Below are 22,874 nucleotides of genomic sequence, written 5' to 3'. Positions count from 1 at the left end.
GTTCTGAACCGTAATGAAAAACAGAGGGAGAGAGAGGGTGTCTGATAAAGAGCTGGCTTCAGCCGTATACAGTGACCGCATCTGCTTAAACTATAGCGATTTTCTCTCCGCCTCGTGCAAAAAACGCTGGAGCTTCGTTGACGCCATCTATGGCGTAATGCCGATTTTTGGCATGGTGACGCGCAAATCCTCGGCCCGCAGTGTACAGGCGAGCGACGAGCATCTGAAAGAATTAGCGTTGCAAATCATTTCGACTCAGGTCAGCGACGAAATCAATATCGCTCGCCTTATCACCCTGGCAGAACAGCAGCACATCAGCCGTTTTGATATCCAGCTGCCTTATCCGCTCTCCGAGCAGCAGCTGGATGCTATCCATCAGGAATACCGCAAACCGCTCAACCTCACACAGCGCGACGATCTGCTGTGTGTGGCGATCCCCGGTCAGCCGCACTAAATCATCAGCTGCCACATAGCGGGCAGCGACGCCGCCATTAACAAGCCGATAGCCACGCGCTCCAGCTGCGACAGCGAGACGTCGCCACGTCCGCCGCGCCGGGCGAACAGGAACAGCAGCAGGCCAGGCGCGTAAAGCACCACCGAAAGCAGCAGATGCAGCGGCCCGGATGCGTAGAGCAGCCACAGCCCATAAAAGCTGGCGCCGAGGCCAGTCGCCAGCGCCAGCGGCTGCGCTTTTCCGCGCGTCAGCTTCACCAGATAAAGTCCCACCAGCAGATAGGGCACCAGTATCATCTCAGAAGCGATGGTCAGCAGCGTATTGTAGTCGGCGTGTGTCAGGGCGATCAGTATCAGGCAGATCTGCACGCTGCCGTTAGTCAGCCACAGCGACGCGGCAGGCGCGTTGCGATCGTTCTGGCGCGCAATGCTGCGTGGAAACGCGCCCTGCTGCGCGGCGATAAAAGGCACTTCCGCCGCCATAATGGTCCAGCTCAGGTAGGCGCCGCATACCGAAACGATCAGGCCGGCCGCAATCACCGCATCGCCCCAGTGGCCCATCAAACGCGTCATCAGTCCCGCCATCGACGGATTACGCATCTGCGCCAGCTCGGCGCGCGGTACGACGCCCAGCGACAGCAGCGTCACCAGCAGATAGACCAGCAGCGCCGCCAGCACCGCCAGCAGGGTGGCGCGGCCAACATCCTTTTTCTGACGCGCGCGGGCAGACACCACCACGGCGCCTTCTACGCCGATAAACACCCACAGGGTAATCAGCATGGTCTGCTTCACCTGCTCCCACAGCGGCTTACCGAGCGAGAGGCCGGAAAAGTCGAAATGGAACCGGTCGTAATTAAACGCCGCTACCGCCAGCACCACAAACAGCACCAGCGGTACCAGCTTGCCCAGCGTCGCCAGCAGATTGATGCTTGCGGCGGTTTGCACGCCGCGCAGCACCAGAAAATGCACCATCCACAGCAGCAGCGACGCGCCCAGCATCGCCTGCCAGGTATTGCCGTCGCCGAAAACCACCCGATTGGGCGTATCGGTAAAGAAACTCAACGCGGAGAAGACGATCACCAGATAGGAGACGTTGGCGATAACGGCGCACAGCCAGTAGCCCCAGGCGGAGCAGAAGCCGAGGAGTTCGCCGAAACCGGCGCGCGCATAGGTAAAGATACCGCCATCCAGCTCCGGCTTCAGCCGGGTCAGCAGCAGCATGGCCAGCGCCAGAAACAGAATGCCGACGCCGGTGATGACCCAGCCGATCAGCAGCGCCGCCGGCCCGGCAACCGCTGCCATATTCTGCGGCAAACTGAACACGCCTGCGCCCAGCATTGAGCTGAGTACCAGCGCAGTAAGCGCGCTGAGACCTAATTTTTTCTCCAAAATACCTTCCCGCTAGCATAAGTGGCTGGATTATGTTCTGAGCGACGAATTTAACCGCGCTGTTTTGCTTTTACATGACGGATTCACCTAAAAGCAGCGCGCAGATTCTACGGAGTGCGAAAAAGGATGGCAATGCGTGGTTATGCAAAATTGTGAGGGGATAATGCAAACAGCAGGGCGGCGGGCGCCGCCCTGAAGGAAATTACTTGAAGAGATCGGCGGTGACGGTCAGGTTGCCGCCGCTCTGGTTCTGCCACTGGCGGGTAACGTGATAGTACTTCGCCCCTTTATCGGCGGCGCGTTTCGCCACTTCTTCAGAGATTTCAGTTGGCGTGCCGAAGTGGCCGGTGAAGGTAACGGTGTCAAACGGCTGCATCTGCGCAGCGGTAATGGCGTTTACTTCCTGAACCGACTTGCCGTTCGCCAGCTTAACGGTATAGCGCTGGCCGGTAGAGCTCTGGGTTTCAAAGAAGCGGCCCACGCTGCTGCTCGGCGTTTCTGACGAGGCGACGCCTGGGATCTCAACGCGTTTCGCCGCTTCGCCGCCGGCCGCTAGCGCCGCTTTGCCCGCTTCGGAATCGGCCGGGATCAGGTTCGGGCTCTGCACCTTACGCTCTTTCGCGTCAGCTTTATAAACATAGGCGGTGATGTACTGGTTGCCGCCGTCGTTGGCGTCGACCTGGCGCACGATATAGAAAGAGGCCGCGCCTTTTCTTTTCGCTGCTTTGCTGATGGCGTCGTTGACGTCCGGCTGGCTGGCGAAGAAGCCGCTAGCGCTCACGGTGTCAAACGGCTCCAGACGGTAAGCTTCCGCTTTCGGCAGCTCTTTAACGCCGTTAATCACGCGGTAGGTAGTGGCGTTGCTGGCTTTCGGCGCGTCAGCTTTATAAAGGTCAGCCGTAACGCGCCAGTTGCCGCTGTTGCCGTTGCTGTCGTTGATGCCCTGAATGTAATAAGAGGCTGCGCCCAGTTCATCCGCACGTTTCGACACGGCATCAGCTGCGTCGTTAATCGCATTAAAGCGGCCAGTGATATTAATACGTTCGAATGGTTTCAGCTCGGCCGCTTTTTCCGGCGTCAGTTCCTGCGCGGCGAATGCATTGGCCGCGAGCAGTGATAACAAGGTTGACGCCAGAATGGTGTTCTTCAGCTTCATAAAAATGATCCTTCGCCTTACGCAAAATGAGTACGAAAACGTGCTGGACTCTTGATGTATAACAGATTAGCCGCTGATTATTGCATGTTATAAACAGGCTGTCGCAGCCAATTTATGCGACAAATCTCGGGAAATTGATAGTGAAATTCATCATGACGTCATGGAAATTTGCTAAGGCCAGTTTTTGTACTGATTATCACTAAAGATGGTAACGCTTAGTGGTTAATCAGTTAATGCATTGTTAAATAAAGGTTTTTACTAACCAGAAATTCGTCATGATTCGATTCTGCTTAGCAGAATATATTTAAAACTTTTCAATTTGCAGTCGCATAGCGCGGCTTTTCTCGTATGACGCTGAATAATTGTATGAATGTTGCTGGCGAGAGTTCTGGTTGTAGATCGCTGTTCACATTTTCAGTAGGTTATAAATACTTTGATACAAGTGCATTTCGTTCATAAGCGCCTGAAACCCTGTTTCAGGCGCTGTGTCGCTATGCAGTCGACAGGCCATCATCACGTGATTAAAGGGATGAATATGTTAATTGGAATACCCAAAGAGCGATTGCCCAACGAGGCGCGCGTGGCGGCGACGCCGAAAACCGTTGAGCAGCTTATCAAACTGGGTTTTAGCGTTGCTGTCGAGCACGATGCGGGCAAACGCGCCAGTTTTGATGATGAAAGTTTTGCCGCCGCAGGCGCCAGCCTTTGTGATGGGCAGCAGATCTGGCAGTCCGATATCGTGCTGAAGGTCAATGCGCCTGACGATGAGGAGATCGCCCTGACGCGGGCGGGCAGCACGCTGGTGAGCTTTGTCTGGCCGGCGCAAAACGCGGCGCTGCTGGAGAAGCTGGCGGCGCGGCAGGTTACCCTAATGGCGATGGACGCCGTTCCGCGTATTTCGCGCGCGCAGTCGCTGGATGCGCTCAGCTCGATGGCGAACATCGCGGGCTATCGCGCCATTGTCGAAGCCGCTCACGAATTTGGCCGCTTCTTTACCGGGCAGATTACCGCGGCGGGTAAAGTGCCGCCGGCGAAAGTGATGGTGATCGGCGCAGGCGTCGCCGGACTGGCGGCCATTGGCGCGGCGGGCAGCCTCGGCGCTATTGTGCGCGCCTTTGATACCCGTCCGGAAGTAAAAGAGCAGGTGCAAAGCATGGGCGCCGAATTCCTTGAGCTCGATTTTGAAGAGGAAGCGGGCAGTGGCGACGGCTATGCGAAAGTGATGTCCGAAGCCTTTATTAAAGCGGAGATGGCGCTGTTCGCCGCGCAGGCGAAAGAGGTCGATATTATCGTCACGACGGCGCTGATCCCAGGCAAGCCCGCGCCGAAACTGATCACCGCCGAGATGGTGGCCAGCATGAAGCCGGGGAGTGTTATTGTCGATCTGGCGGCGCAAACCGGCGGTAACTGCGAGCTGACCCAGGCCGATCGCGTCACCGTTACCGATAACGGCGTGAAGATCATTGGCTATACCGATCTGCCCAGCCGCCTGCCGACCCAGTCCTCTCAGCTTTATGGCACCAACCTGGTGAACCTGATGAAGCTGCTGTGCAAAGAAAAGAACGGCGAGATCGTAATTGATTTCGACGATGTCGTGGTGCGCGGCGTGACCGTGATCCGCGACGGCGAAGTTACCTGGCCCGCACCGCCGATTCAGGTCTCCGCCGCGCCAAAAGCGGCGCCTGCTGCGGCGCAGCCTGCGGTCAAGGAAGCAGCGAAACCTGCGCCGACCTGGCGCAAGTATCTGCTGCTGGCACTGGCGATCGTGCTGTTCGCCTGCCTTGCCAACGTCGCGCCTGCGGAGTTCCTGTCGCACTTTACGGTGTTCGCGCTCGCCTGCGTGGTCGGCTACTACGTGGTGTGGAACGTCAGTCACGCGCTGCATACGCCGCTGATGTCGGTAACCAATGCTATTTCCGGCATTATTGTGGTCGGCGCAGTGCTGCAAATGGGGCATGGCGGCTGGGTCACCTTTATCTCATTTATTGCGGTGCTGATCGCCAGCATCAATATTTTCGGTGGTTTCACCGTCACCCAGCGCATGCTGAAAATGTTTCGTAAGGGGTAACAAATGTCTGGCGGATTAGTGACTGCAGCATACATTGTTGCCGCGATTCTCTTTATTTTCAGCCTGGCGGGACTCTCGAAGCATGAGACCTCGAAGCAGGGCAATCTGTTTGGCATCAGCGGGATGGCGCTGGCGCTGCTGGCCACCATTTTTGGTCCCGACAGCGGCAACGTCGCCTGGATTTTGCTGGCGATGGTTATCGGCGGCGCGATTGGCGTGCGCCTGGCGCAAAAGGTCGAAATGACCGAAATGCCGGAACTGGTGGCGATTCTCCACAGCTTCGTCGGCCTGGCCGCTGTGCTGGTGGGCTTCAACAGCTATATCGACCATGCGCCGGGTTTGCCTGCGGTGATGGAAAATATTCACCTGACTGAAGTCTTCCTCGGCATCTTTATCGGTGCGGTGACCTTTACCGGTTCGCTGGTGGCGTTCGGCAAGCTGCGCGGCAAAATTTCGTCGCGTCCGCTGATGCTGCCGCATCGCCACAAGCTTAACCTGCTGGCGCTGGTGGTCTCCTTCCTGCTGCTGCTGTGGTTTGTACGCACCGACAGCAGCGGCGCGCAGGGCTTCTCGCTGCTGCTGATGACGCTGATCGCGCTGGCGTTCGGCTGGCATCTGGTGGCCTCTATCGGCGGCGCCGATATGCCGGTGGTGGTGTCGATGCTCAACTCTTACTCCGGCTGGGCGGCAGCGGCGGCGGGCTTTATGCTGAGCAACGACCTGCTGATCGTGACCGGTGCGCTGGTGGGGTCGTCGGGTGCCATTCTCTCTTACATTATGTGTAAGGCGATGAACCGCTCCTTTATCAGCGTTATCGCTGGCGGCTTCGGCACCGACAGCAGCGCAGGCGGCGAAAGCGAAGAGGCGGGCGAGCACCGCGAAATCAGCGTGGAAGAGACGGCTGAACTGCTGAAGCAATCTTCATCGGTCATTATCACGCCGGGCTACGGCATGGCGGTGGCGCAGGCGCAGTATCCGGTGGCGGAGATCACTGAAAAGCTGCGCGCACGCGGCATCAAGGTGCGCTTCGGCATCCATCCGGTTGCCGGGCGTCTGCCGGGCCATATGAACGTGCTGCTGGCAGAGGCGAAAGTGCCTTATGACGTGGTACTGGAGATGGATGAGATCAACGATGACTTTTCCGACACCGATACCGTTCTGGTAATCGGCGCTAACGACACCGTTAACCCGGCAGCGCAGGACGATCCGCGCAGTCCGATTGCGGGTATGCCGGTGCTTGAGGTGTGGAAAGCGCAAAACGTTATCGTGTTTAAACGTTCGATGAATACCGGCTACGCCGGCGTGCAGAATCCGCTATTCTTTAAAGAGAATACGCAGATGCTGTTCGGCGATGCCAAAGCGAGCGTTGAAGGGATACTCAAAGCGCTGTAAAGAAAAGGGCGGCCAGCTGGCCGCCCTTGTTATTCGTCATCATCCTCTTCGTCATCATCCAGCGTAACGGGCGAATTAAAGTCGTCAGGCTTGATCGCCAGCAGGTCGCAGCGCAGATGATCGATAACCTGTTCCGCCGTATTACCGAGAAACGCCGCTGACAGACCGGTACGGCCGATAGTGCCGAGCACCACAATCCCGGCGCTGAGCTGACCGGCGATATCGGGAATGACCTCTTCAGGCAGCCCTTTTGCGACGTGAGTAAACTCTTCGCTGATTGAGAATTTCTGACGCAGCGCTTTCATCGCCACCAGATGCTGGCCGCGAATCGCGTCGTTGTAGACGCTGGGGTCGAAGTCGGGCAGCTCGATAGCAATATTGATCGGCGTAATCGGGTAGGCACCGACCAGATGCACCTCAGTGTGATTCACCATCTCCGCCAGCCGGGTAGTTTCCCGAATCAGCTTCTGGTTCAGCTCATCGTGATGTGGCTCTTCGCTGGCGAGATTCACGGCTACCACCGCTTTGCCGCCTTCCGGCCAGGGCTGATCTTTTACCATCCACACCGGGCAAGGGCACTTACGCAGCAGATGCCAGTCGGTAGGGGTAAAGATTACGGCCTCCAGCCGATCGTGCTGATGCGCCATCTTCAGCACCAGATCGTGCCCGTGTGCCAGCACCTCCTGAATAATCGCTTCATAAGGGCGATTGTGCCACACCACTTTAATTTCAATATCTACGCCCGCTTCGAGATAGGCGTGTGCCTGCTCGCGGATCCATTCGGTGCGCTGGCTAATCACGCCTTGCCGCATAGATGAACGCTCATCTGGCGAGAGCAGCGTGGTCATCTCATAGGAGAAGTCATAGATCGGCAGAAAGGCCTTTATTTTGCCGCCGATACGCTGATTAAGGTAAACCGCGCGTCGTAACGCAGGCTGATCGTCTTGCTGGGGATCGATAGCGACCAGCATATTTTGGTAGCGGGACATAGGGAATAACTCCTTAAACCAAGCCGAACTGGTTTAAAGATAGCCTAAGTTAAGGACGGGAAGAAGCGGAAAAGTTACTGTGGGATCAATAAACTAACAAATTTACGCTGGCGATCAGAGTTGCAGAGGCGTTGCGCGCATACCTGCAACTCTAATCATTAGGCGACCAATTAATTAAGCAGCCTGAACGCTCTGACCGGCCAGTTCAGCAAGCAGGTCATGGTTTTCAATAGTGATATATTTGCCTTTTACCGCCAGCATACCCGATTTCTGAAAACGACCGAGCAGGCGGCTGATGGTTTCAACGGTCAGACCAAGGTAGTTACCGATATCGCCGCGCGTCATCGTCAGGCGGAATTCACGCTGGGAGAAGCCGCGCTGGCCGAAACGACGCGAGAGATTCCAGATAAACGCAGCCAGACGTTCTTCAGCATTTTTCTTCGACAGCAGCAGGATCATATCCTGGTCGCCTTTGATTTCACCGCTCATCAAACGCATCATCTGCTGACGCAGGGCCGGCATCTTACCTGATAAATCGTCCAGCGTTTCGAATGGGATCTCACACACCATCGCCGTTTCCAGCGCCTGGGCGAAGCTGGGATGACTGCCGTTCATGATCGCGTCGAAGCCAACCAGATCGCCCGCCAGGTGGAAGCCGGTAATCTGCTCGTCGCCCTGCTCAGTAATGGTGTAGCTCTTGATTGTGCCGGAGCGGATAGCGTAGAGCGATTTCAGATCGTCGCCCGCTTTAAACAGCGTCTGGCCTTTCTGAATCGGTTTTTTACGCTCGATAATGTTGTCGAGCTGATCCAGCTCATGTTCATTCAGAGTGAACGGGATACACAGCTGACTAATGCTGCAGTCCTGACAGTGGATGGCACAGCCACCCGACTGAATACGGCGAATGGTGCGTTTTTCTGTGATCATAATGTACGCTCGACGATTATTGACTGGCGTCAATTTTATCATTTTTCACGCTTAAATGAACTCATCAGAGCAGTTTTAGCCTCAGAAAGTGTAGGGATGTCAGGCGTGGCGCGGAGCCGCGTTCTGACAAGCCCTGCGCGTCACATTTTTCCTTTTTGGAACGAAAACTTTCCACTTTATTGATCTGGACGGGCGTTTTTTAAACTACTGACTGGCGTATTTCACCACTGGCGCACTGTTTTTTCCCTTTGCTACTATTGCATCTACAGAGGCAGATTTGATCCCTCTATTTCCCTGTTGACCTGGCGTGAGAAAATTCCATGAACCTAGACGATAAAGACCTGTTTCGGGATGCCATGGGTGATGTCACTCCATTAAAAGATAGCGCCAGTACCTTATGGCTAAAATCGCCCTCAACCAAAGCGCCGCGACGTTCTGAAACCACGATCGCGGAAGAGAACTTTCTGACGCGCGGCTACCTCGATATTATTCCGCTTGCCACGCCGCTGGAGTATAAGGCGGACGGCATCCAGCAGGGCGTGCTGGATAAGCTGCGCAAGGGGGAATATAAGATGGACGCCAGCCTGAACCTGCTGCGCCAGCCGGTGGAAACCTGCCGTCAGGCGGTTTTCAGCTTTATGCAGCAGGCGCGCAAAGATGGGCTGCGCAATTTACTGATCATTCATGGTAAAGGGCGTGATAACGAATCCCATGCCAATATCGTGCGCAGTTATCTGGCGCGCTGGCTGCGTCAGTTTGACGACGTGCAGACCTTTTGCACCTCGCAGCCGCAGCATGGCGGCGCAGGGGCGCTCTATGTCGGCCTGCGTAAAACTGAAAAGGCGCGGCTGGATAATCGCGAACGTCATGCAAAACGCAGCCGTTAGTCAGGCGCTTTGCGGATGGTCGCCATCAGGATTTCAGCGCTAAGAGTCAAAGGGTGGCCGGTGCGGGTGATAATACCTACCGGCTCGCCCGGTCCCGATGAGCTGATGGGCAGGGCGCACAGGGCATTGTGCGCCAGATCTTCCTTGATAGCGCCGGAGGGCACAAACCAGACGTAGTCATACCGCAGCGCCAGCTGGCGCGCGAGCGACGTCGAGGAGGTCTCAACGCAGGTGCTGGGCAGGGTGCAGCCCTGTTCATCCAGCATCTGCTGCGCAATACGGCGCGGCGCGGTTCCTTCAGGCGAGATAACAACCGGCCACTGCATGGCTCGCGACAGCGTGACGTTGTCACTTAAAAGCGGATGTTCCGGCCGCACCACTAACTTAAGCGATTCGAGAAACAGCAGTTCGTAGGTCAGGCCGGTCATCATTTCGCTGTCCGCCATACGACCAATACCGATATCAAATTCACCCGCACGTAGCCCGGCCAGCAGTACGTTATTATGCAGGGTGGCGACCTGAACGGTCGCATGAGGCTGCTGCTGATGAAAACGATCGAGGATTTGCGGCAGCATCCCCATAGCTGCTGTAGTGAGCGCGCCAAGCCGGATCACCACCGGGCGCGTTGACACCGGCAGGTTAACGCTCTGGCCTGCGTGATTAAGGGCATCCAGCACTTTTACCGCGTGGATCAAAAACTGTTCACCCATGGTGGTGAGCTGTGCGCCCAGCCGGCCTCGCTCAAACAGGCGAACGCCCGTCAGCTCCTCAAGCTCATTTAACGTTTTAGAGAGTGCGGGCTGGCTGAGGTTCAGGGTTTCCGCCGCGCGCCCCAGGGTCCCCTGTTGCGCCACCGCAACAAAGGTATGAAGATGGCGCAAGCGAATGCGCTGATTGAAAAGGATATTTTTGTCCATCTCACAAAGTTAATAAGTTTTGCCGCTACCCGACAACTATTAAAGATGGGTTTTGTTAACTTTGCTGCAAAATATAATTAACAAAATGGGATGGGCGACGTTTGTGATTGATATTTCGGTAAAAGTACTCGCAGCAGGGCGGCAGAGCTGCGGCCAGGCTGGAAAAGAGGTTTAAAGGGAATTCAGTGCGTTAACCATTAAATGTTGAATAATTCTCAATATCATATAAAAATCGAACGCCTTATTGTTAACGATGGGCTATCATAGCTGCCGTTTTTTTTACCAAAACTGATGTTTCAAGAGGTGAGCGCAGTGAGGAGTTCGCAGTGACCAGCATTGAAGCAATAGACGTTCGCCAGTTAATTAATCAGTCAGAGCTAAGCCGTTGGCAAAAGCGTCTGATTGCGCTCTGCTTTATTGTGGTCGCGCTTGACGGCATGGATATCGCGCTGATGGGCTTTATCGCTCCGACGCTTAAGGCGGCCTGGAACGTCACCAACCATCAGCTTGGCGTTGTGATCAGCGCGGCGCTCGTCGGGCTGGCGCTCGGCGCTATGCTGGCGGGGCCGCTGGCCGATCGCTATGGTCGCCGCATGATGATTATCCTCAGCGTCTTTTTCTTCGGGCTATGGACTCTCGCCACTGCGCTGGCAAATAACATCGAGCAGATGATGCTGTTTCGCTTTCTGACCGGTCTGGGCTTGGGCGCAGCGATGCCTAACGTCGGCACGCTGGTGGCGGAATATGCGCCGGAGCGCCGCCGCGCCTTTATCATCACCGTGGTGTTCTGCGGCTTTACTTTCGGCGCCGCCAGCGGCGGCTTTGCCGCCTCGTGGCTGCTGCCGCGCTACAGCTGGCATGCGGTCATGATGCTGGGCGGCATCCTGCCGCTGGTGGTTTTGCCGTTTTTAATGCGTGGCGTGCCGGAGTCGGTGCGTTTTCTGATTAGCCGCCGCGCGCCCGCGACGCGCATTCACGCGATTCTGGAGCGAATGCTGCCCGGCGCCACGCGGCCCGACAGCGCCTTTCACTCGCAGGAGCCGACGCCACAGACTCAGGGCGCAATCGCTACCGTTGTTTCCCGTCGCTATCTTTTCGGCAGCCTGATGTTGTGGGGCGGCTATTTTATGGGGCTGTTTCTGGTTTATCTGATCGGCAGCTGGCTGCCATCGCTTATCAATACGCTGGGCATGTCCGTAACCGACGCGGCTATTATCACCGCCATGTATCAGGCGGGCGGCACCCTTGGGTCGCTGTTTGCCGGCTGGCTGATGGACCGCTTTAATGCGAATCTGGCGCTGGCTGTTATCTATTTCTGCGGTGGACTGGCGATTGTTGCGCTGGGCTTTTCACCAGCGGAAGTGGGAATGATGAGCGGCATCGCCTTTCTCAGCGGCTTCTGTTTCAACGGCGCCAATACCGGCATGAATGCGCTTTCCGCCAGCTACTATCCTACCCATGCCCGCGCGACGGGCTCCAGCTGGATGCATGGCGTCGGCCGCGTCGGGGCTATCCTCAGCGCCTTTGTCGGCGCGGAGATGCTCTCTCTCGGCTGGTCTTTCAGCCTGATCTTCGTGCTGCTGGCGATCCCCGCGCTGCTGACCACGCTGATGCTGATGATGAAAAATCGCTTCGGCTTTAAGCCGATCACAAATCCGTAACTTTTTTGCCTGCCGATTTCGCGTTGCTCTACAGTAGCAGCAACGTCGATCATGTCAGGAGCAGGCACCATGAATCACTTCCTCAGCGCGGACGCTATTCGTACGCGCTTCTCACAGGCGATGTCCGCTATGTATCAGCAGGAGGTGCCGCAGTATGGCACGCTGATGACGCTGGTACAGCGCGTCAATGCGCGCTGCTTAGCCGAGCGCCCGGCGCTGAAAGTGCGGCTTGAAGCAGCAGATGAGCTTGAGCGCCTTAATCTGGAGCGTCACGGCGCTATTCGCGTCGGTACGGCTGAAGAGCTGGCGACGCTGCGGCAGATGTTCGCGGTAATGGGGATGGAGCCGGTCGGCTACTACGATCTCTCGCAGGCGGGCGTGCCGGTGCACTCCACCGCGTTTCGTCCAGTCAGCGACGCGGCGCTGCGCCGCAATCCCTTCCGCGTTTTTACCTCGCTGCTGCGGCTGGAACTCATCGACGATCTTCAGCTGCGGGAAAAGGCGGCGGCGATACTGGCGCAGCGCGACATTTTTACGCCGCGCTGCCGGGCGTTAATCGCGCAATATCAGCAGCAGGGCGGCCTCAGTGACGCGGATGCCGACGCCTTTGTCAAAGAGGCGCTGGAAACGTTCCGCTGGCATGGCGTGAGCACTGTTGACAGCGAGACCTACCAGGCGCTGAGCCAGCAGCATCGCCTGATTGCTGACGTGGTCTGCTTTCCGGGATGCCATATCAATCATCTGACGCCGCGCACGCTCGACATCGACCTGGTGCAGTCGCTGATGCCGGAGTACGGCATCGATCCTAAAGCCCTGATTGAAGGGCCGCCGCGGCGCGAAGTCCCGATTCTGCTGCGTCAGACCAGCTTTAAGGCGCTGGAGGAGCCGGTACGCTTCCAGCAGGGCGAGACCGGGACTCATACTGCGCGCTTTGGCGAAATCGAGCAGCGCGGCGTGGCGCTGACGCCGAAAGGGCGCGCGCTGTACGATCGTCTGCTGGCGGAAGCAGGCACTGGTGCCGACAACCAGCAGCATCAGCAGCGGCTGGCCGAGGTATTTCGCGACTTTCCCGACAATGAGCGCAGCCTGCGCGAGCAGCAGCTCGCCTGGTTCGACTACCGGCTGAGCGAAAAGGGCGAGGCGCAGCCGCCGCGTCCGGGCGAATCGCTGGCGACGCTGATCGACCAGGGACGCATTATTGCCGATCCGGTTGTTTATGAAGATTTTCTGCCGGTCAGCGCGGCAGGTATATTCCAGTCGAATCTGGGGGACAGGGCGCAGGCGCGTACGGCGGGCAACGCCAGCAGGGCTGATTTTGAAGCGGCGCTCGGCGCGCCGGTGCAGGATGAGATGCAGCTCTATCAGGCGCGCCAGCAGCAATCGCTGGTACGGTGCGGTATCGGCGACGCTTAACGCGGGCGGCTCAGCATATTCTGCAAATGCACTAAGGACATAGACAATATCTTAACGGCCTGTAGATAATGCCTTAACGCTTTATCAGGGAACAGGTAATGAAAAACAGACGACCTCTGCGCCTCCGAACAGCGGAAGGCGAGCTAAGAGGAAGTATGGATGATGATCTCTTTGTCTTTAAGGGTATTCCTTATGCCGCCGCGCCGGTGGGCGCGCTGCGCTGGCGCGCGCCGCAGCCGGTAACGCCCTGGCAGGAGGTGCGCGATGCAACCGCATTCGGCGCCGCCTGCTGGCAGAACCGCGCGCTCTGCGTCGCCGCAGGCGGTGGCGATCCCGGCCCGCTCAGCGAAGACTGCCTTTATCTCAACGTCTGGACGCCTGACGTCGAGCCGTCGCGGCCCTTGCCTGTAATGGTATGGCTACACGGCGGGGGTTTTGTGATGGGGTCGGGCGGGCTGGCGCCCTATAACGGCAAGCCAATGGCGGCGCGCGGCGCGGTGGTCGTAACGGTAAATTACCGTCTCGGCCATCTCGGTTTCTTCGCGCATCCGGCGCTGGACGCGGAATACCGCGACGGCGGCATCGTTAATAACTTCGCTTTGCTCGACCAGATTGCCGCGCTGCAATGGATACAGCGCAATATCCCAGCGTTTGGCGGTAACCGTGACAACGTCACAATATTTGGCGAGTCGTCCGGCGCGCGCAGCGTGCTTTCGCTCTGTTGCTCACCGCTGGCGGAGGGGCTGTTTCATAAAGCGATAGTGCAAAGCGCCTACAGCCTGCCGGACAAACCGCGTAAAGCGGCTCTGCAGCAGGGGGAGCAGGTCGCGGCGCATTTCGGTCTGCGCAACGCTACCGCGCAGCAGCTGCGCGAACTGCCAGCCGACGCCTTCTGGCCGCTGGAGTCCCCTTTGTGGCAAGGGCCGGTGCCCATTGCTGGCGACGCCGTATTGCCGCAGCCGATGCTGCACACCTTTATGGCGGGGCGGCAGCATCGCATTCCGCTGATGGCTGGCAGCAACAGCGACGAAGCCAGCGTGCTGGGATACTTTAACGTGGATACTGCCGCGGTTATGCGCCAGCTGCGGGCCAACAGGCCGCTCAGCTATCGGCTGCTGAAATGGCTATACGATATTCATGACGATCGCCTGCTGGGGCGTGCGGCGGCACGCGATATGGCTTTTAGCGTCATGCCGTGGATCCTGATGCGCGCGCAGCACAACGTCGGCATGCCGGGCTGGCGCTACTGGTTTGACTATGTTTCGGAACAGTCGCGCGATCTCTATCCACACGGCGCATGGCATGGCAACGAGGTGCCCTATACGCTTAATACGCTGGAAGCGATGCAGCCTGCCGACAGTGAACGCCCCTATACCGACAGCGATCGCGCCTTTTCGCAGCGTATGGCGGATTACTGGTTCGCCTTTGCGCGAGACGTAAATGAATTCAGCCACCGGCTGGAGGGCGAGATAAGCTGGCCCGCCTGGCATCCCGGCGAAGATATTACGCTGTCGTTTGGCGAAGGCGGAGAGAATGCGCTGCTGCTCAAGCGCAATTTTATGCGTGCGCGACTGAGGCTGTTTCGCCTGATGATGAAAAGCATGGTAAAGCTTTGACGGCTAATTATTAAGGCAGCAGAACGGTTTTTTTTCCTGCCTGCGCAATACTAAATATTGCAAATCAGTTGCTTATGCGTACCTGCCTCAGAGGCATTAAGCAATTTTTTTGCTAACTAAACTGCTGTACCTTCCTGAATTTCTGCCGATAACGCCATTATGCCCGAGATTATCGGGCCCCTCTCGGTTTTCACCGTCAAGGATTTGGCTATGGGTATATTAAAAAATTTCACAATTCGCGCCGTTATGCTGTGGATTCTCGGGCTTTTTTGCCTGCTGTGGTGCGCAGTAGGCTGGTTCAGCGTGCATTCGCTCGGCGCGCTCAGCGAAGGCAATGACGTCGATCGCCATCTGGTCGCGCAAATGACTACCTTAAGCAAGGGCAACGACCAGTATTTTCGCGTTATCACGCGCCTGTCGCGCATTATGGAAAGCAAAGCGGGCGGTGCGCAGCCAACTGAGGCGGACTGGCAGCCGGTTCAGCAGGCGCTGAACAACATGACGCAGCAGCTGACGCAGTTTAAACAGATGGCGCCAGGCCCGATGGAAGCGCAGATCGTCGACCAGGTCATCGTCAGCTGGCAAAAGCTGCTCGATGAAGGTGTGACGCCGCAGCTGCAAAAAGCGCGTCAGGATTCGCTGGAAGCCTATCGCCAGCACGCCAGCACAGTGACGCCTGCGCTGAGCCGCGCGTTTGGTGCCAGCGCTGAGGCGTTCAATCAGGCGGCGGCCGTCAAGCTGGATCAGACCCGCGTCAGAGTCGATCACCTGACCGTACTGACGAAAATTACGCTGGTGGCGGCAGTTTTCCTGGGCTTACTGATCCTGCTGTTTACCGATCGCTATCTGGTCACCATGCTGGTGAAGCCGCTGGATCGCATCCGCGAACATTTCGCCGTGATCGCCACAGGCGATCTGAGCCAGCCGGTTGCACCGTTCGGACGCAACTGCGTCGGCAAGCTGGTGCCGCTGCTGAGTGCCATGCAGGAGAGCCTGCGCGAAGCGGTCAGCGCGATCCGCAGCGGTACCGAGAATATCTCGCGCGGCGCGGCAGAGATCTCAGCGGGCAACAACGATCTCTCTTCACGCACTGAAGAGCAGGCGGCGGCGCTGGAGCAGACTGCCGCCAGCATGGAGCAGCTGACCGCAACGGTGAAATTCAACGCCGACAACGCGCGTCAGGCCAGCATGCTGGCGGAAACTGCCTCGTCAACGGCGCAGCAGGGCGGCCAGCTGGTAAGCGAAGTGGTCTCTACCATGAACGGCATCTCCGGCAGTTCGAAAAAGATTGCCGAGATCACCAGCGTCATCAACGGCATCGCTTTCCAGACCAATATTCTGGCGCTGAACGCAGCGGTTGAGGCGGCGCGCGCCGGCGAACAGGGGCGCGGATTCGCGGTCGTCGCCAGCGAGGTGCGCAATCTGGCACAGCGCAGCGCCGGTGCGGCGAAAGAGATCGCCGCGCTGATTGAGGATTCAGTGCAGCGCGTGGACAAAGGCGCGATTCTGGTGAGCAACACCGGCAGCACCATGCACAATATTCTTAAGTCGGTGCAGGACGTTGACGCCATCATGAAACAGATTGCCGCCGCGTCGGAAGAGCAGAGCAAAGGCATTTCACAGGTAGGCGTAGCCGTCACCGAAATGGACAGCGTGACGCAGCAGAACGCCTCGCTGGTGGAAGAGGTCTCATCCGCCGCCGCCGCGCTGGCGCGTCAGACCGAATCGCTGGAAGCCTCGGTTTCCCGGTTCCGTCTTTCATCGCACGAGCCGATTGCCAGCGCGCCGCCTCGCGGCAACAGCGCTACGCCGTCCGTAGCCGCAGCGCATCGCTCTGGGGCGGACCAGAGCGGCGAATGGGTAACCTTTTAATCGCGTGACAGCCATGCCGCCAGATCCGACAGGAAAGGCGGCGCATCTTTGACCGGGCGCTGCAGCAGGCTGTAGGCCGCCCCGGTTTTCACCCGACTGGCGAACGGCGCAATCAGACGTCCGTTCGCCAGATCGCTCTCCACCAGATTAATATCCGCTACCGTTACGCCAAACCCCTGTATCGCCGCGCTAATGGCCAGATCCATGGTGCTGAAGTGTTGATTACGCGTCATCGTCAGCCTGGTATTCTGTGCGTCGAGCCACAGCTGCCAGTCGCGGCTATCGCTGGTGGGATGCAGAAAGGTCATTGCCGCCAACGCCTCAGGCGAGGCGGGCGGCGCAATGTCGGCGGCCATTACCGGTGTAATTGCCTCGTCAAACAGATGAATCGTCCCAGGCGGCGGCGTGCCGTAAAGGATGGCGGCGTCGAACCCATCCAGCTGCGCGTGATGCTCCAGCGTGGTGGTCAGGGCGACATGCAGTTCCGGCTGCTGCTGCTCCAGCGCCATCAGGCGCGGTACCAGCCAGCGCATTGCGCAGGTCGGCGCTTTTAGCCGAATCACGCCGTGATGGCGCATCGCCCTGTCCGTGGCGCTCTGCATCTGTTCAAAACCCTGGCGCAGTTCCGGCAGCAGCGCCGCTCCCTGCGCGGTCAGGCGCAGGCCGCGCGCGTGCCGCTCGAACAGCGCGAAGCCCAGATAGTGTTCAAGCGTGGCGATTTTACGACTGACCGCCCCCTGAGTAATACAGAGTTCGCCCGCCGCGCGCGTCAGGTTGAAATGGCGCGCAGTCACCAGAAAGGCGTGTATAGCGTTAAGCGGCAAAGAACGCGGCATCATCACTCCAGCTATGCATTTTAGTCATAGCTATTATGACAACAATTCGCTTGTCGGCTCAAGCGCCGGGTCGTTGAATAGAAATTAACTAAATCGACATGTTTATGCAGCCGCGCAGGAGTTTGCCCGATGAATAGCAGCGTTAACGTCACCTCTAAATTGCCTGACGTAGGCACCACGATCTTCAGCGTCATCGGACAGCTCTCAGCGCAGCACAGCGCGATTAACCTGTCGCAGGGCGCGCCTAACTTCCCTTGCGATCCGGCCCTGGTGGAGGAGGTCAGTCGCGCCATGCGCGAAGGGCATAACCAGTACGCGCCAATGACCGGCTGGCCCGCGCTGAAAGAGGCGCTGGCGGCTAAGGTCGCTGCGCTTTATGGTCAGCATTACGATCCCGCGACCGAAGTGCTGATTAGCGGCAGCGCCAGCCAGGGCATCTATATGGCGATTACGGCGCTGGTAAGCCAGGGCGACGAGGTAATTTTCTTCGAGCCCGCTTTCGACAGCTACGCGCCGGTGGTGCGTTTACAGGGCGGCACGCCGGTTGGCCTGAAGCTGCAGTTCCCCGACTACGCCATTAACTGGGATGAGCTGCGCGCCGCGCTGACGCCGCGCACCCGAATGATCATTATCAATACGCCGCACAACCCGAGCGCACAGGTGCTGACGCCCGCCGATCTGGCGCAGCTGGCGGCACTAACGCGCGGCACCGATATTGTGGTGCTCTCTGACGAAGTCTATGAGCATATTGTGTTCGACGGCCGCGCGCACTGCGGCATGGCGACCCATCCGGAGCTGGCGCAGCGCAGCGTTATCGTCTCTTCCTTCGGCAAAACCTTTCACGTTACCGGCTGGCGCGTCGGCTACTGTCTTGCGCCCGCCGAACTGATGGAGGAGCTGGTAAAAGTGCATCAGTTTATGATGTATGCCGCCGATACGCCGATGCAGATCGGCTTTGCGCACTACCTGCAGCGCGCCGAAAACTATCTGTCGCTGTCGGCGTTCTACCAGCAGAAGCGCGATCGTCTGGTATCGCTGCTGCAGGATTCGCCGTTTAAGCTGCTGCCGTGTGCCGGTTCTTTTTTTGTTTTAGCCAGCTACGGACATTTCAGTGACGAAGCTGACAGCGAGATGGTAAAACGTCTTATCGTTGAACACGGCGTGGCAACCATTCCGCTTTCGGCGTTTTATATGGACGGCACCGATAACAACGTGATTCGTCTCTCTTTTGCAAAAGATGATGCCACTCTGCAGCGCGGCGCAGAGGCGCTCTGTCGAGTGAAGGGTTAATCTCAGGGGAAAATAAGATGAAAAAACTTAACGCGCTCTTTCTTGCGCTGGGGCTGATGAGTTCTGTACATGCGCTGGCGACGGAAACGCTGCGCTATGGCCTGGAGTCGCAGTATGCGCCGTTTGAGAGCCGCAACGCGCAGGGCGAGCTGGAAGGCTTCGATATTGAACTGGGCAAGGCTATCTGCGCCACCGGCAATTTCGACTGCCACTGGGTGGAGAGCAGCTTCGACGCGCTGATCCCGGCGCTGCAGGCGAAGAAATTCGACGCCATTAACTCAGCGATGAATATCACCGAAGCGCGGGCGAAAAGCATCGATTTCACCAAACCGATTTACCGTATTCCGAGCATGCTGATTGTCAAAGAGGGTGAGAAGCTGCAGCCAACCGCTGAGGCGCTGAAGGGCAAGAATATCGGCGTGCTGCAGGGGTCGATTCAGGAGACCTACGCTAAAAAGCACTGGGAAACGCAAGGCGTTACCGTGACCTCCTATCAGGATCAGAATCAGGTATATAACGATATGGTCGCAGGCCGTCTTGACGGCACGCTGGTGATGTCCGCCGCGGGCCAGTCGGGCTTCCTCGATAAGCCCCAGGGCAAGGGTTTCGTTTTTGCCGGTAAAGCGGTAGAAGATGATGCGATTCTCGGTTCCGGCATCGGTTTTGGACTGCGTAAGGGCGATACCAAACTGAAGCAGACGCTGGATGCGGCGATTACCAAAATCCAGGACGACGGCACAGTGAAAAAGCTGGCGGAGAAATATTTCCCCGGCATTGACGTCAGCGCCAAAAAGTAAGACCAGTCAGGCGGCGGATAGCCGCCTTTTTAATATTGAGGTTTACGAACGCTGCCTTTGCGTTAATCATTATTAATCGCCTCTTTTTTGAAAATGTCTTACAAGGATGAAAACAGTGCCTCTGCCAGAACGCATGAAACCTGCCAACGTCAGCAACAAAAAAATTATTGAGATGACAAAAAAGGCTGAGCATATACTTTCTAAAATAGATGGGGGGAAAACGGAACAAGACTGTGAGTTAAGGGCAATGATTGTTGACTGGAACAGCCAGGTAATGTGTCCCCGTGAATATTCAGATTTTAGAGATTTTAGATCCTGGACCAGCGCCAGGGAATTTACACGAATGGCCTTTAACCTGGAAAGGTTCTATGAGGATTTTACCTGGCATGAACTGCTGCATACCATTGAATATATTTGTAACGCGGAAGGAGAGGAATCTGAGCAAGACTTTGCTCTCTCTTTACTTGAGATAAACTTCCCGGGCAATCCCTCTGATCTTATCTATTGGCCCGATCAGTGGTTCCAGGACCCTGAAATGTTTCACGTCGAATTATCTGCTGAAGAGATTGCGGGATACCTGATGGCCCGATCGGGCAGGCAGCTGGTTGATGCCCCGCAGATAGAGCTGAAATATCCTGTTCCTGTGACTGACGGCCAGTAATACGGGATCACCTCCTTTTCAGCCTGAATAATTTGCATCAGTAAGCTTCCGCTACTCGCTCAAAGTAAACATTCAAATAACTAACCCCCCATTCAAGCCCTAATATCTTACAGCCTGAATCTTAGCCTGTAAGTTATTAGGGCATTTATTCCTGCTATCCTGCCGTAGCCTTTAGCGCTGCGCCGCCAGCAAACAGAGCCTCTCTGCCACCTGATAGGACTTCACAAACGACGAAATCGGCAGAAACTCGAAGCGGGAGTGGAAGTTGTGCGCGCCGGTAAAGAAGTTCGGCGTCAGCAGGCCTTTCGCTGAGAGCGCCGCGCCGTCGGTACCGCCGCGCATCGGGATCACCTTCGGCTCAATATTCAGATCCGCCAGCGCGGTGAAGATCAGATCGATAGCGCGACGATCCTCACCTACGGCGTTGCTGATATTGCTGTAGATATCGCTGATGTGAATTGCAACGCTGCCCGTTGGGTAGCGCCGGGCGATCTCCGCGACCGCCTGATGCAGCTGCTCTTTGCGCGCGGCAAACTGCGTCAGATCGAAATCGCGAATCGAAGCTTTCAGCGTCGCCTGGCTGGCGCCCGCCTGCATTTCATTAAACCAGATATAGCCTTCACGGCCTTCGGTGTGCTCCGGCGTTTCCTGGCGATCGAACAGGCTGATAAATTCGTGCGCCATCAGCAGCGGATTGACCAGCACGCCTTTGGCCGACATCGGGTGCGCAGGCACGCCGGTAAAGGTTATTTCCGCCGACGCGGCATTGAAATTTTCATATACCACTTCGCCCAGTTCGCAGCAGTCGATGGTCCAGGCAAAATCGACGTTAAAACGCTTTTCCAGATCCAGCGCTTTCGCGCCGCGCAGACCGATCTCCTCATCGGGCACAAAGGCCACCAGGATATCGCCGTGATCGCCCTGCAAATTCTCCATCAATGTCATCACCACCGTCACCGCCGCTTTATTGTCCGCGCCCAGCACGCTGGTGCCGTCGCTGAAAATAATCTCCTCGCCGAGATAGGGCGCAATCTCCGGGTGCTCCTCGCGACGCAGCCAGATACCTTCGCGCGCGTTGAGCAGCAGATCTTCTCCTTGCCAGGTGAGGATCTGCGGATGAATATCGGGCGACAGGCCTACGTCAACGGTATCGATATGGGTGATAAAACCGATGCGCGGCGCATCCTGCCGGTTGCCGCGCTTTACGGCGGTCACCGTGGCGCAGTCGTCGATCACCACCTCGTCGAGGCCGAGAGCGGTTAGCTCCTGCGCCAGCAGCCGCGCCATCGCGTGCTGGCTGGGCGTGCTTGGCAAAGTGTTCGATTTAGCGTCGCTCTGGCTGCTAACGGCCAGATAACGGAAAAAGCGTTGGGTTAACTGATTTGCAAGGGCTGTCATCACTGTTCCTTATTTGTCTGCCATCAGCAGGGTTCGCTATGTTACGAAAACGTGATATCCATAAAGCGCCTGGATCATTTAGGGAATCTGACCAACGGAAGTCAATAAAAAGTGAGGAAATGATGAAAGCGAAGATAGCGATGCTGGCGTTGCTGACCGCCGCCCTGATGCATAACGCCAGCGCGAAAACGCTGGTTTACTGCGCGGAAGGGTCGCCGGAGAACTTTAATCCGCAGCTCTACACCTCGGGAACCAGCGTGGACGCCAGCGCAGTGCCGGTATTCAACCGGCTGGTGGATTTTAAATATGGCACAACTGAACTGGTGCCGAGCCTGGCCGAAAGCTGGGAGATCAGCCCGGACGGCAAGGTCTATACCTTCCATTTGCGTCAAAACGTAAAGTTTCAGAGCAACAAACTCTTCAAACCCAGCCGTGATTTCAACGCCGACGACGTTATTTTCTCTTTTATGCGGCAGATGAATCCGAAAAATCCCTACCACAACGTCTCTGGCGGCACCTACGCTAACTTCGACAGTCTGGAGCTGACGACGCTGATCAAAAGCATCGATCGCGTCGACGACCACACCGTACGCTTTACGCTTAACCATGCGGAATCGCCATTCNNCTCGCCGATCTCGCCTGGTACTTCGCTTCAATCCACTCCGCCGAATACGCCGATCGGATGCTGAAGGCGGGCACGCCGGAAAAAGTCGATATGGATCCCATCGGCACCGGCCCGTTCCAGCTGATGCAGTACCAGAAAGATTCGCGCATTCTCTATAAAGCCTTCCCGCAATACTGGGCAGGCAAGGCGAAGCTGGATCGCATCGTCTACAGCATCACGCCGGACGCCTCGGTTCGGCTCGCCAAGCTGGAGAAGGGGGAATGCCAGGTGATGCCGTTTCCCAATCCAGCCGATCTGGAGAAACTGCGCAGCAATCAGGCTATCAACCTGATGCAAAAAGCGGGGCTGAACACCGGTTTCCTGGCGTTTAACACCACTAAAGCGCCGCTGGATAAGGTCGAGGTGCGTCAGGCGCTGGCGATGGCGATCAACAAGCCCGCCATTATCGACGCTATCTTCAAAGGCACCGGCACCGTGGCTAAAAATATTCTGCCGCCAGGGGTCTGGAGCGAAAACAAAGATCTGAA

At 57.2% G+C, this 22,874-nt stretch carries 18 protein-coding genes and 1 pseudogene; 12 read left to right on the top strand and 7 right to left on the bottom strand.

Features of this window, described 5'->3' with window-relative positions:
* Nucleotides 1-37: 37 nt before the first annotated feature.
* Nucleotides 38-454, top strand: a complete 417-nt coding sequence (locus B3797_RS04380; RefSeq protein ID WP_120452717.1) for a hypothetical protein — start codon at nt 38-40, stop codon at nt 452-454.
* Here B3797_RS04380 and B3797_RS04375 read toward each other — a convergent pair.
* Together B3797_RS04375 and ydgH are read right to left on the bottom strand one after the other, a co-directional pair.
* The gene (locus tag B3797_RS04375) at nt 451-1,842 is read right to left on the bottom strand and encodes a basic amino acid/polyamine antiporter (protein ID WP_311790484.1); all 1,392 of its coding nucleotides are present in this window, start codon (nt 1,840-1,842) and stop codon (nt 451-453) included. The genes B3797_RS04380 and B3797_RS04375 overlap by 4 nt on opposite strands.
* Nucleotides 1,843-2,044: 202 nt before the next feature.
* Nucleotides 2,045-2,998 (bottom strand): DUF1471 family protein YdgH, encoded by a 954-nt coding sequence (gene ydgH, locus B3797_RS04370; protein WP_311781379.1) that lies wholly within the window; start codon nt 2,996-2,998, stop codon nt 2,045-2,047.
* Nucleotides 2,999-3,533: 535 nt separating this feature from the next.
* On the opposite strand from ydgH, the gene pntA reads away from it, so the two are divergent.
* Together pntA and pntB are read left to right on the top strand one after the other, a co-directional pair.
* Nucleotides 3,534-5,066 carry a Re/Si-specific NAD(P)(+) transhydrogenase subunit alpha gene (gene pntA / locus B3797_RS04365; RefSeq protein WP_311781380.1) on the top strand — a complete coding sequence of 511 codons (1,533 nt, stop codon included), beginning with the start codon at nt 3,534-3,536 and terminating at the stop codon, nt 5,064-5,066.
* A 3-nt stretch (nt 5,067-5,069) separates the two neighbouring features.
* Complete coding sequence (gene pntB / locus B3797_RS04360; protein WP_311781381.1) at nt 5,070-6,458, top strand: Re/Si-specific NAD(P)(+) transhydrogenase subunit beta; 1,389 nt, start codon at nt 5,070-5,072, stop codon at nt 6,456-6,458.
* Nucleotides 6,459-6,487: 29 nt separating this feature from the next.
* On the opposite strand, the gene uspE is transcribed toward pntB, so the two are convergent.
* Together uspE and B3797_RS04350 are read right to left on the bottom strand one after the other, a co-directional pair.
* Nucleotides 6,488-7,447: a universal stress protein UspE gene (uspE, locus tag B3797_RS04355; protein ID WP_311790483.1), complete on the bottom strand. Its 960-nt coding sequence runs from the start codon at nt 7,445-7,447 to the stop codon at nt 6,488-6,490.
* A 174-nt stretch (nt 7,448-7,621) separates the two neighbouring features.
* The gene (locus tag B3797_RS04350) at nt 7,622-8,374 is read right to left on the bottom strand and encodes an FNR family transcription factor (protein ID WP_311790482.1); all 753 of its coding nucleotides are present in this window, start codon (nt 8,372-8,374) and stop codon (nt 7,622-7,624) included.
* A gap of 320 nt (nt 8,375-8,694) precedes the next feature.
* On the opposite strand from B3797_RS04350, the gene smrA reads away from it, so the two are divergent.
* Nucleotides 8,695-9,261 carry a DNA endonuclease SmrA gene (gene smrA / locus B3797_RS04345; protein WP_311781383.1) on the top strand — a complete coding sequence of 189 codons (567 nt, stop codon included), beginning with the start codon at nt 8,695-8,697 and terminating at the stop codon, nt 9,259-9,261.
* Here smrA and B3797_RS04340 read toward each other — a convergent pair.
* A complete protein-coding gene (locus B3797_RS04340) occupies nt 9,258-10,178 on the bottom strand; it encodes a LysR substrate-binding domain-containing protein (protein ID WP_311781384.1) in 921 nt (306 codons plus the stop codon). The genes smrA and B3797_RS04340 overlap by 4 nt on opposite strands.
* Nucleotides 10,179-10,504: 326 nt before the next feature.
* Here B3797_RS04340 and B3797_RS04335 point away from each other — a divergent pair, with 326 nt between their 5' ends.
* The 4 genes from B3797_RS04335 to B3797_RS04320 all read left to right on the top strand — a co-directional run bounded on the left by B3797_RS04335 (nt 10,505) and on the right by B3797_RS04320 (nt 16,740).
* Nucleotides 10,505-11,839, top strand: a complete 1,335-nt coding sequence (locus B3797_RS04335) for an aromatic acid/H+ symport family MFS transporter (protein ID WP_311790481.1) — start codon at nt 10,505-10,507, stop codon at nt 11,837-11,839.
* 69 nt (nt 11,840-11,908) lie between these two features.
* Nucleotides 11,909-13,252 carry a 2-oxoadipate dioxygenase/decarboxylase HglS gene (hglS, locus tag B3797_RS04330; protein ID WP_311790480.1) on the top strand — a complete coding sequence of 448 codons (1,344 nt, stop codon included), beginning with the start codon at nt 11,909-11,911 and terminating at the stop codon, nt 13,250-13,252.
* Nucleotides 13,253-13,350: 98 nt separating this feature from the next.
* Entirely contained in the window at nt 13,351-14,868 is a 1,518-nt protein-coding gene (locus tag B3797_RS04325) for a carboxylesterase/lipase family protein (protein ID WP_311790479.1), read from the top strand.
* 210 nt (nt 14,869-15,078) lie between these two features.
* Nucleotides 15,079-16,740: a methyl-accepting chemotaxis protein gene (locus tag B3797_RS04320; protein ID WP_311790478.1), complete on the top strand. Its 1,662-nt coding sequence runs from the start codon at nt 15,079-15,081 to the stop codon at nt 16,738-16,740.
* Here B3797_RS04320 and B3797_RS04315 read toward each other — a convergent pair.
* On the bottom strand, nt 16,737-17,579 hold the full coding sequence (locus B3797_RS04315) for a LysR substrate-binding domain-containing protein (RefSeq protein ID WP_311790477.1): 843 nt from the start codon (nt 17,577-17,579) through the stop codon (nt 16,737-16,739). The two genes, B3797_RS04320 and B3797_RS04315, sit on opposite strands and share 4 nt — an antisense overlap.
* A 126-nt stretch (nt 17,580-17,705) precedes the next feature.
* Here B3797_RS04315 and B3797_RS04310 point away from each other — a divergent pair, with 126 nt between their 5' ends.
* The 3 genes from B3797_RS04310 to B3797_RS04300 all read left to right on the top strand — a co-directional run bounded on the left by B3797_RS04310 (nt 17,706) and on the right by B3797_RS04300 (nt 20,324).
* Nucleotides 17,706-18,866: a methionine aminotransferase gene (locus B3797_RS04310; protein WP_311790476.1), complete on the top strand. Its 1,161-nt coding sequence runs from the start codon at nt 17,706-17,708 to the stop codon at nt 18,864-18,866.
* A 17-nt stretch (nt 18,867-18,883) separates the two neighbouring features.
* Complete coding sequence (locus B3797_RS04305; protein WP_311790475.1) at nt 18,884-19,663, top strand: transporter substrate-binding domain-containing protein; 780 nt, start codon at nt 18,884-18,886, stop codon at nt 19,661-19,663.
* Nucleotides 19,664-19,778: 115 nt separating this feature from the next.
* Entirely contained in the window at nt 19,779-20,324 is a 546-nt protein-coding gene (locus tag B3797_RS04300) for a hypothetical protein (protein WP_311790474.1), read from the top strand.
* A gap of 171 nt (nt 20,325-20,495) precedes the next feature.
* On the opposite strand, the gene pepT is transcribed toward B3797_RS04300, so the two are convergent.
* The gene (gene pepT / locus B3797_RS04295; protein ID WP_414693030.1) at nt 20,496-21,722 is read right to left on the bottom strand and encodes a peptidase T; all 1,227 of its coding nucleotides are present in this window, start codon (nt 21,720-21,722) and stop codon (nt 20,496-20,498) included.
* 122 nt (nt 21,723-21,844) lie between these two features.
* Here pepT and B3797_RS04290 point away from each other — a divergent pair.
* A pseudogene (locus tag B3797_RS04290) lies at nt 21,845-22,874 on the top strand (ABC transporter substrate-binding protein); the annotation flags it as partial.

Source organism: Pantoea sp. UBA5923, assembly GCF_002431095.1.
Classification (GTDB): Bacteria; Pseudomonadota; Gammaproteobacteria; order Enterobacterales; family Enterobacteriaceae; genus Pantoea; species Pantoea piersonii.
This window is presented reverse-complemented; position numbering and strand designations above follow the sequence as displayed.

What these genes read in the sequence shown, in the direction of transcription:
- ydgH (WP_311781379.1), bottom strand. Translation starts at nt 2,998, where the DNA reads ATGAAGCTGAAGAACACCATTCTGGCGTCAACCTTGTTATCACTGCTC.
- pntA (WP_311781380.1), top strand. Translation starts at nt 3,534, where the DNA reads ATGTTAATTGGAATACCCAAAGAGCGATTGCCCAACGAGGCGCGCGTG.
- pntB (WP_311781381.1), top strand. Translation starts at nt 5,070, where the DNA reads ATGTCTGGCGGATTAGTGACTGCAGCATACATTGTTGCCGCGATTCTC.
- uspE (WP_311790483.1), bottom strand. Translation starts at nt 7,447, where the DNA reads ATGTCCCGCTACCAAAATATGCTGGTCGCTATCGATCCCCAGCAAGAC.
- B3797_RS04350 (WP_311790482.1), bottom strand. Translation starts at nt 8,374, where the DNA reads ATGATCACAGAAAAACGCACCATTCGCCGTATTCAGTCGGGTGGCTGT.
- smrA (WP_311781383.1), top strand. Translation starts at nt 8,695, where the DNA reads ATGAACCTAGACGATAAAGACCTGTTTCGGGATGCCATGGGTGATGTC.
- B3797_RS04340 (WP_311781384.1), bottom strand. Translation starts at nt 10,178, where the DNA reads ATGGACAAAAATATCCTTTTCAATCAGCGCATTCGCTTGCGCCATCTT.
- hglS (WP_311790480.1), top strand. Translation starts at nt 11,909, where the DNA reads ATGAATCACTTCCTCAGCGCGGACGCTATTCGTACGCGCTTCTCACAG.
- B3797_RS04325 (WP_311790479.1), top strand. Translation starts at nt 13,351, where the DNA reads ATGAAAAACAGACGACCTCTGCGCCTCCGAACAGCGGAAGGCGAGCTA.
- B3797_RS04320 (WP_311790478.1), top strand. Translation starts at nt 15,079, where the DNA reads ATGGGTATATTAAAAAATTTCACAATTCGCGCCGTTATGCTGTGGATT.
- B3797_RS04315 (WP_311790477.1), bottom strand. Translation starts at nt 17,579, where the DNA reads ATGATGCCGCGTTCTTTGCCGCTTAACGCTATACACGCCTTTCTGGTG.
- B3797_RS04310 (WP_311790476.1), top strand. Translation starts at nt 17,706, where the DNA reads ATGAATAGCAGCGTTAACGTCACCTCTAAATTGCCTGACGTAGGCACC.
- B3797_RS04305 (WP_311790475.1), top strand. Translation starts at nt 18,884, where the DNA reads ATGAAAAAACTTAACGCGCTCTTTCTTGCGCTGGGGCTGATGAGTTCT.
- pepT (WP_414693030.1), bottom strand. Translation starts at nt 21,722, where the DNA reads ATGACAGCCCTTGCAAATCAGTTAACCCAACGCTTTTTCCGTTATCTG.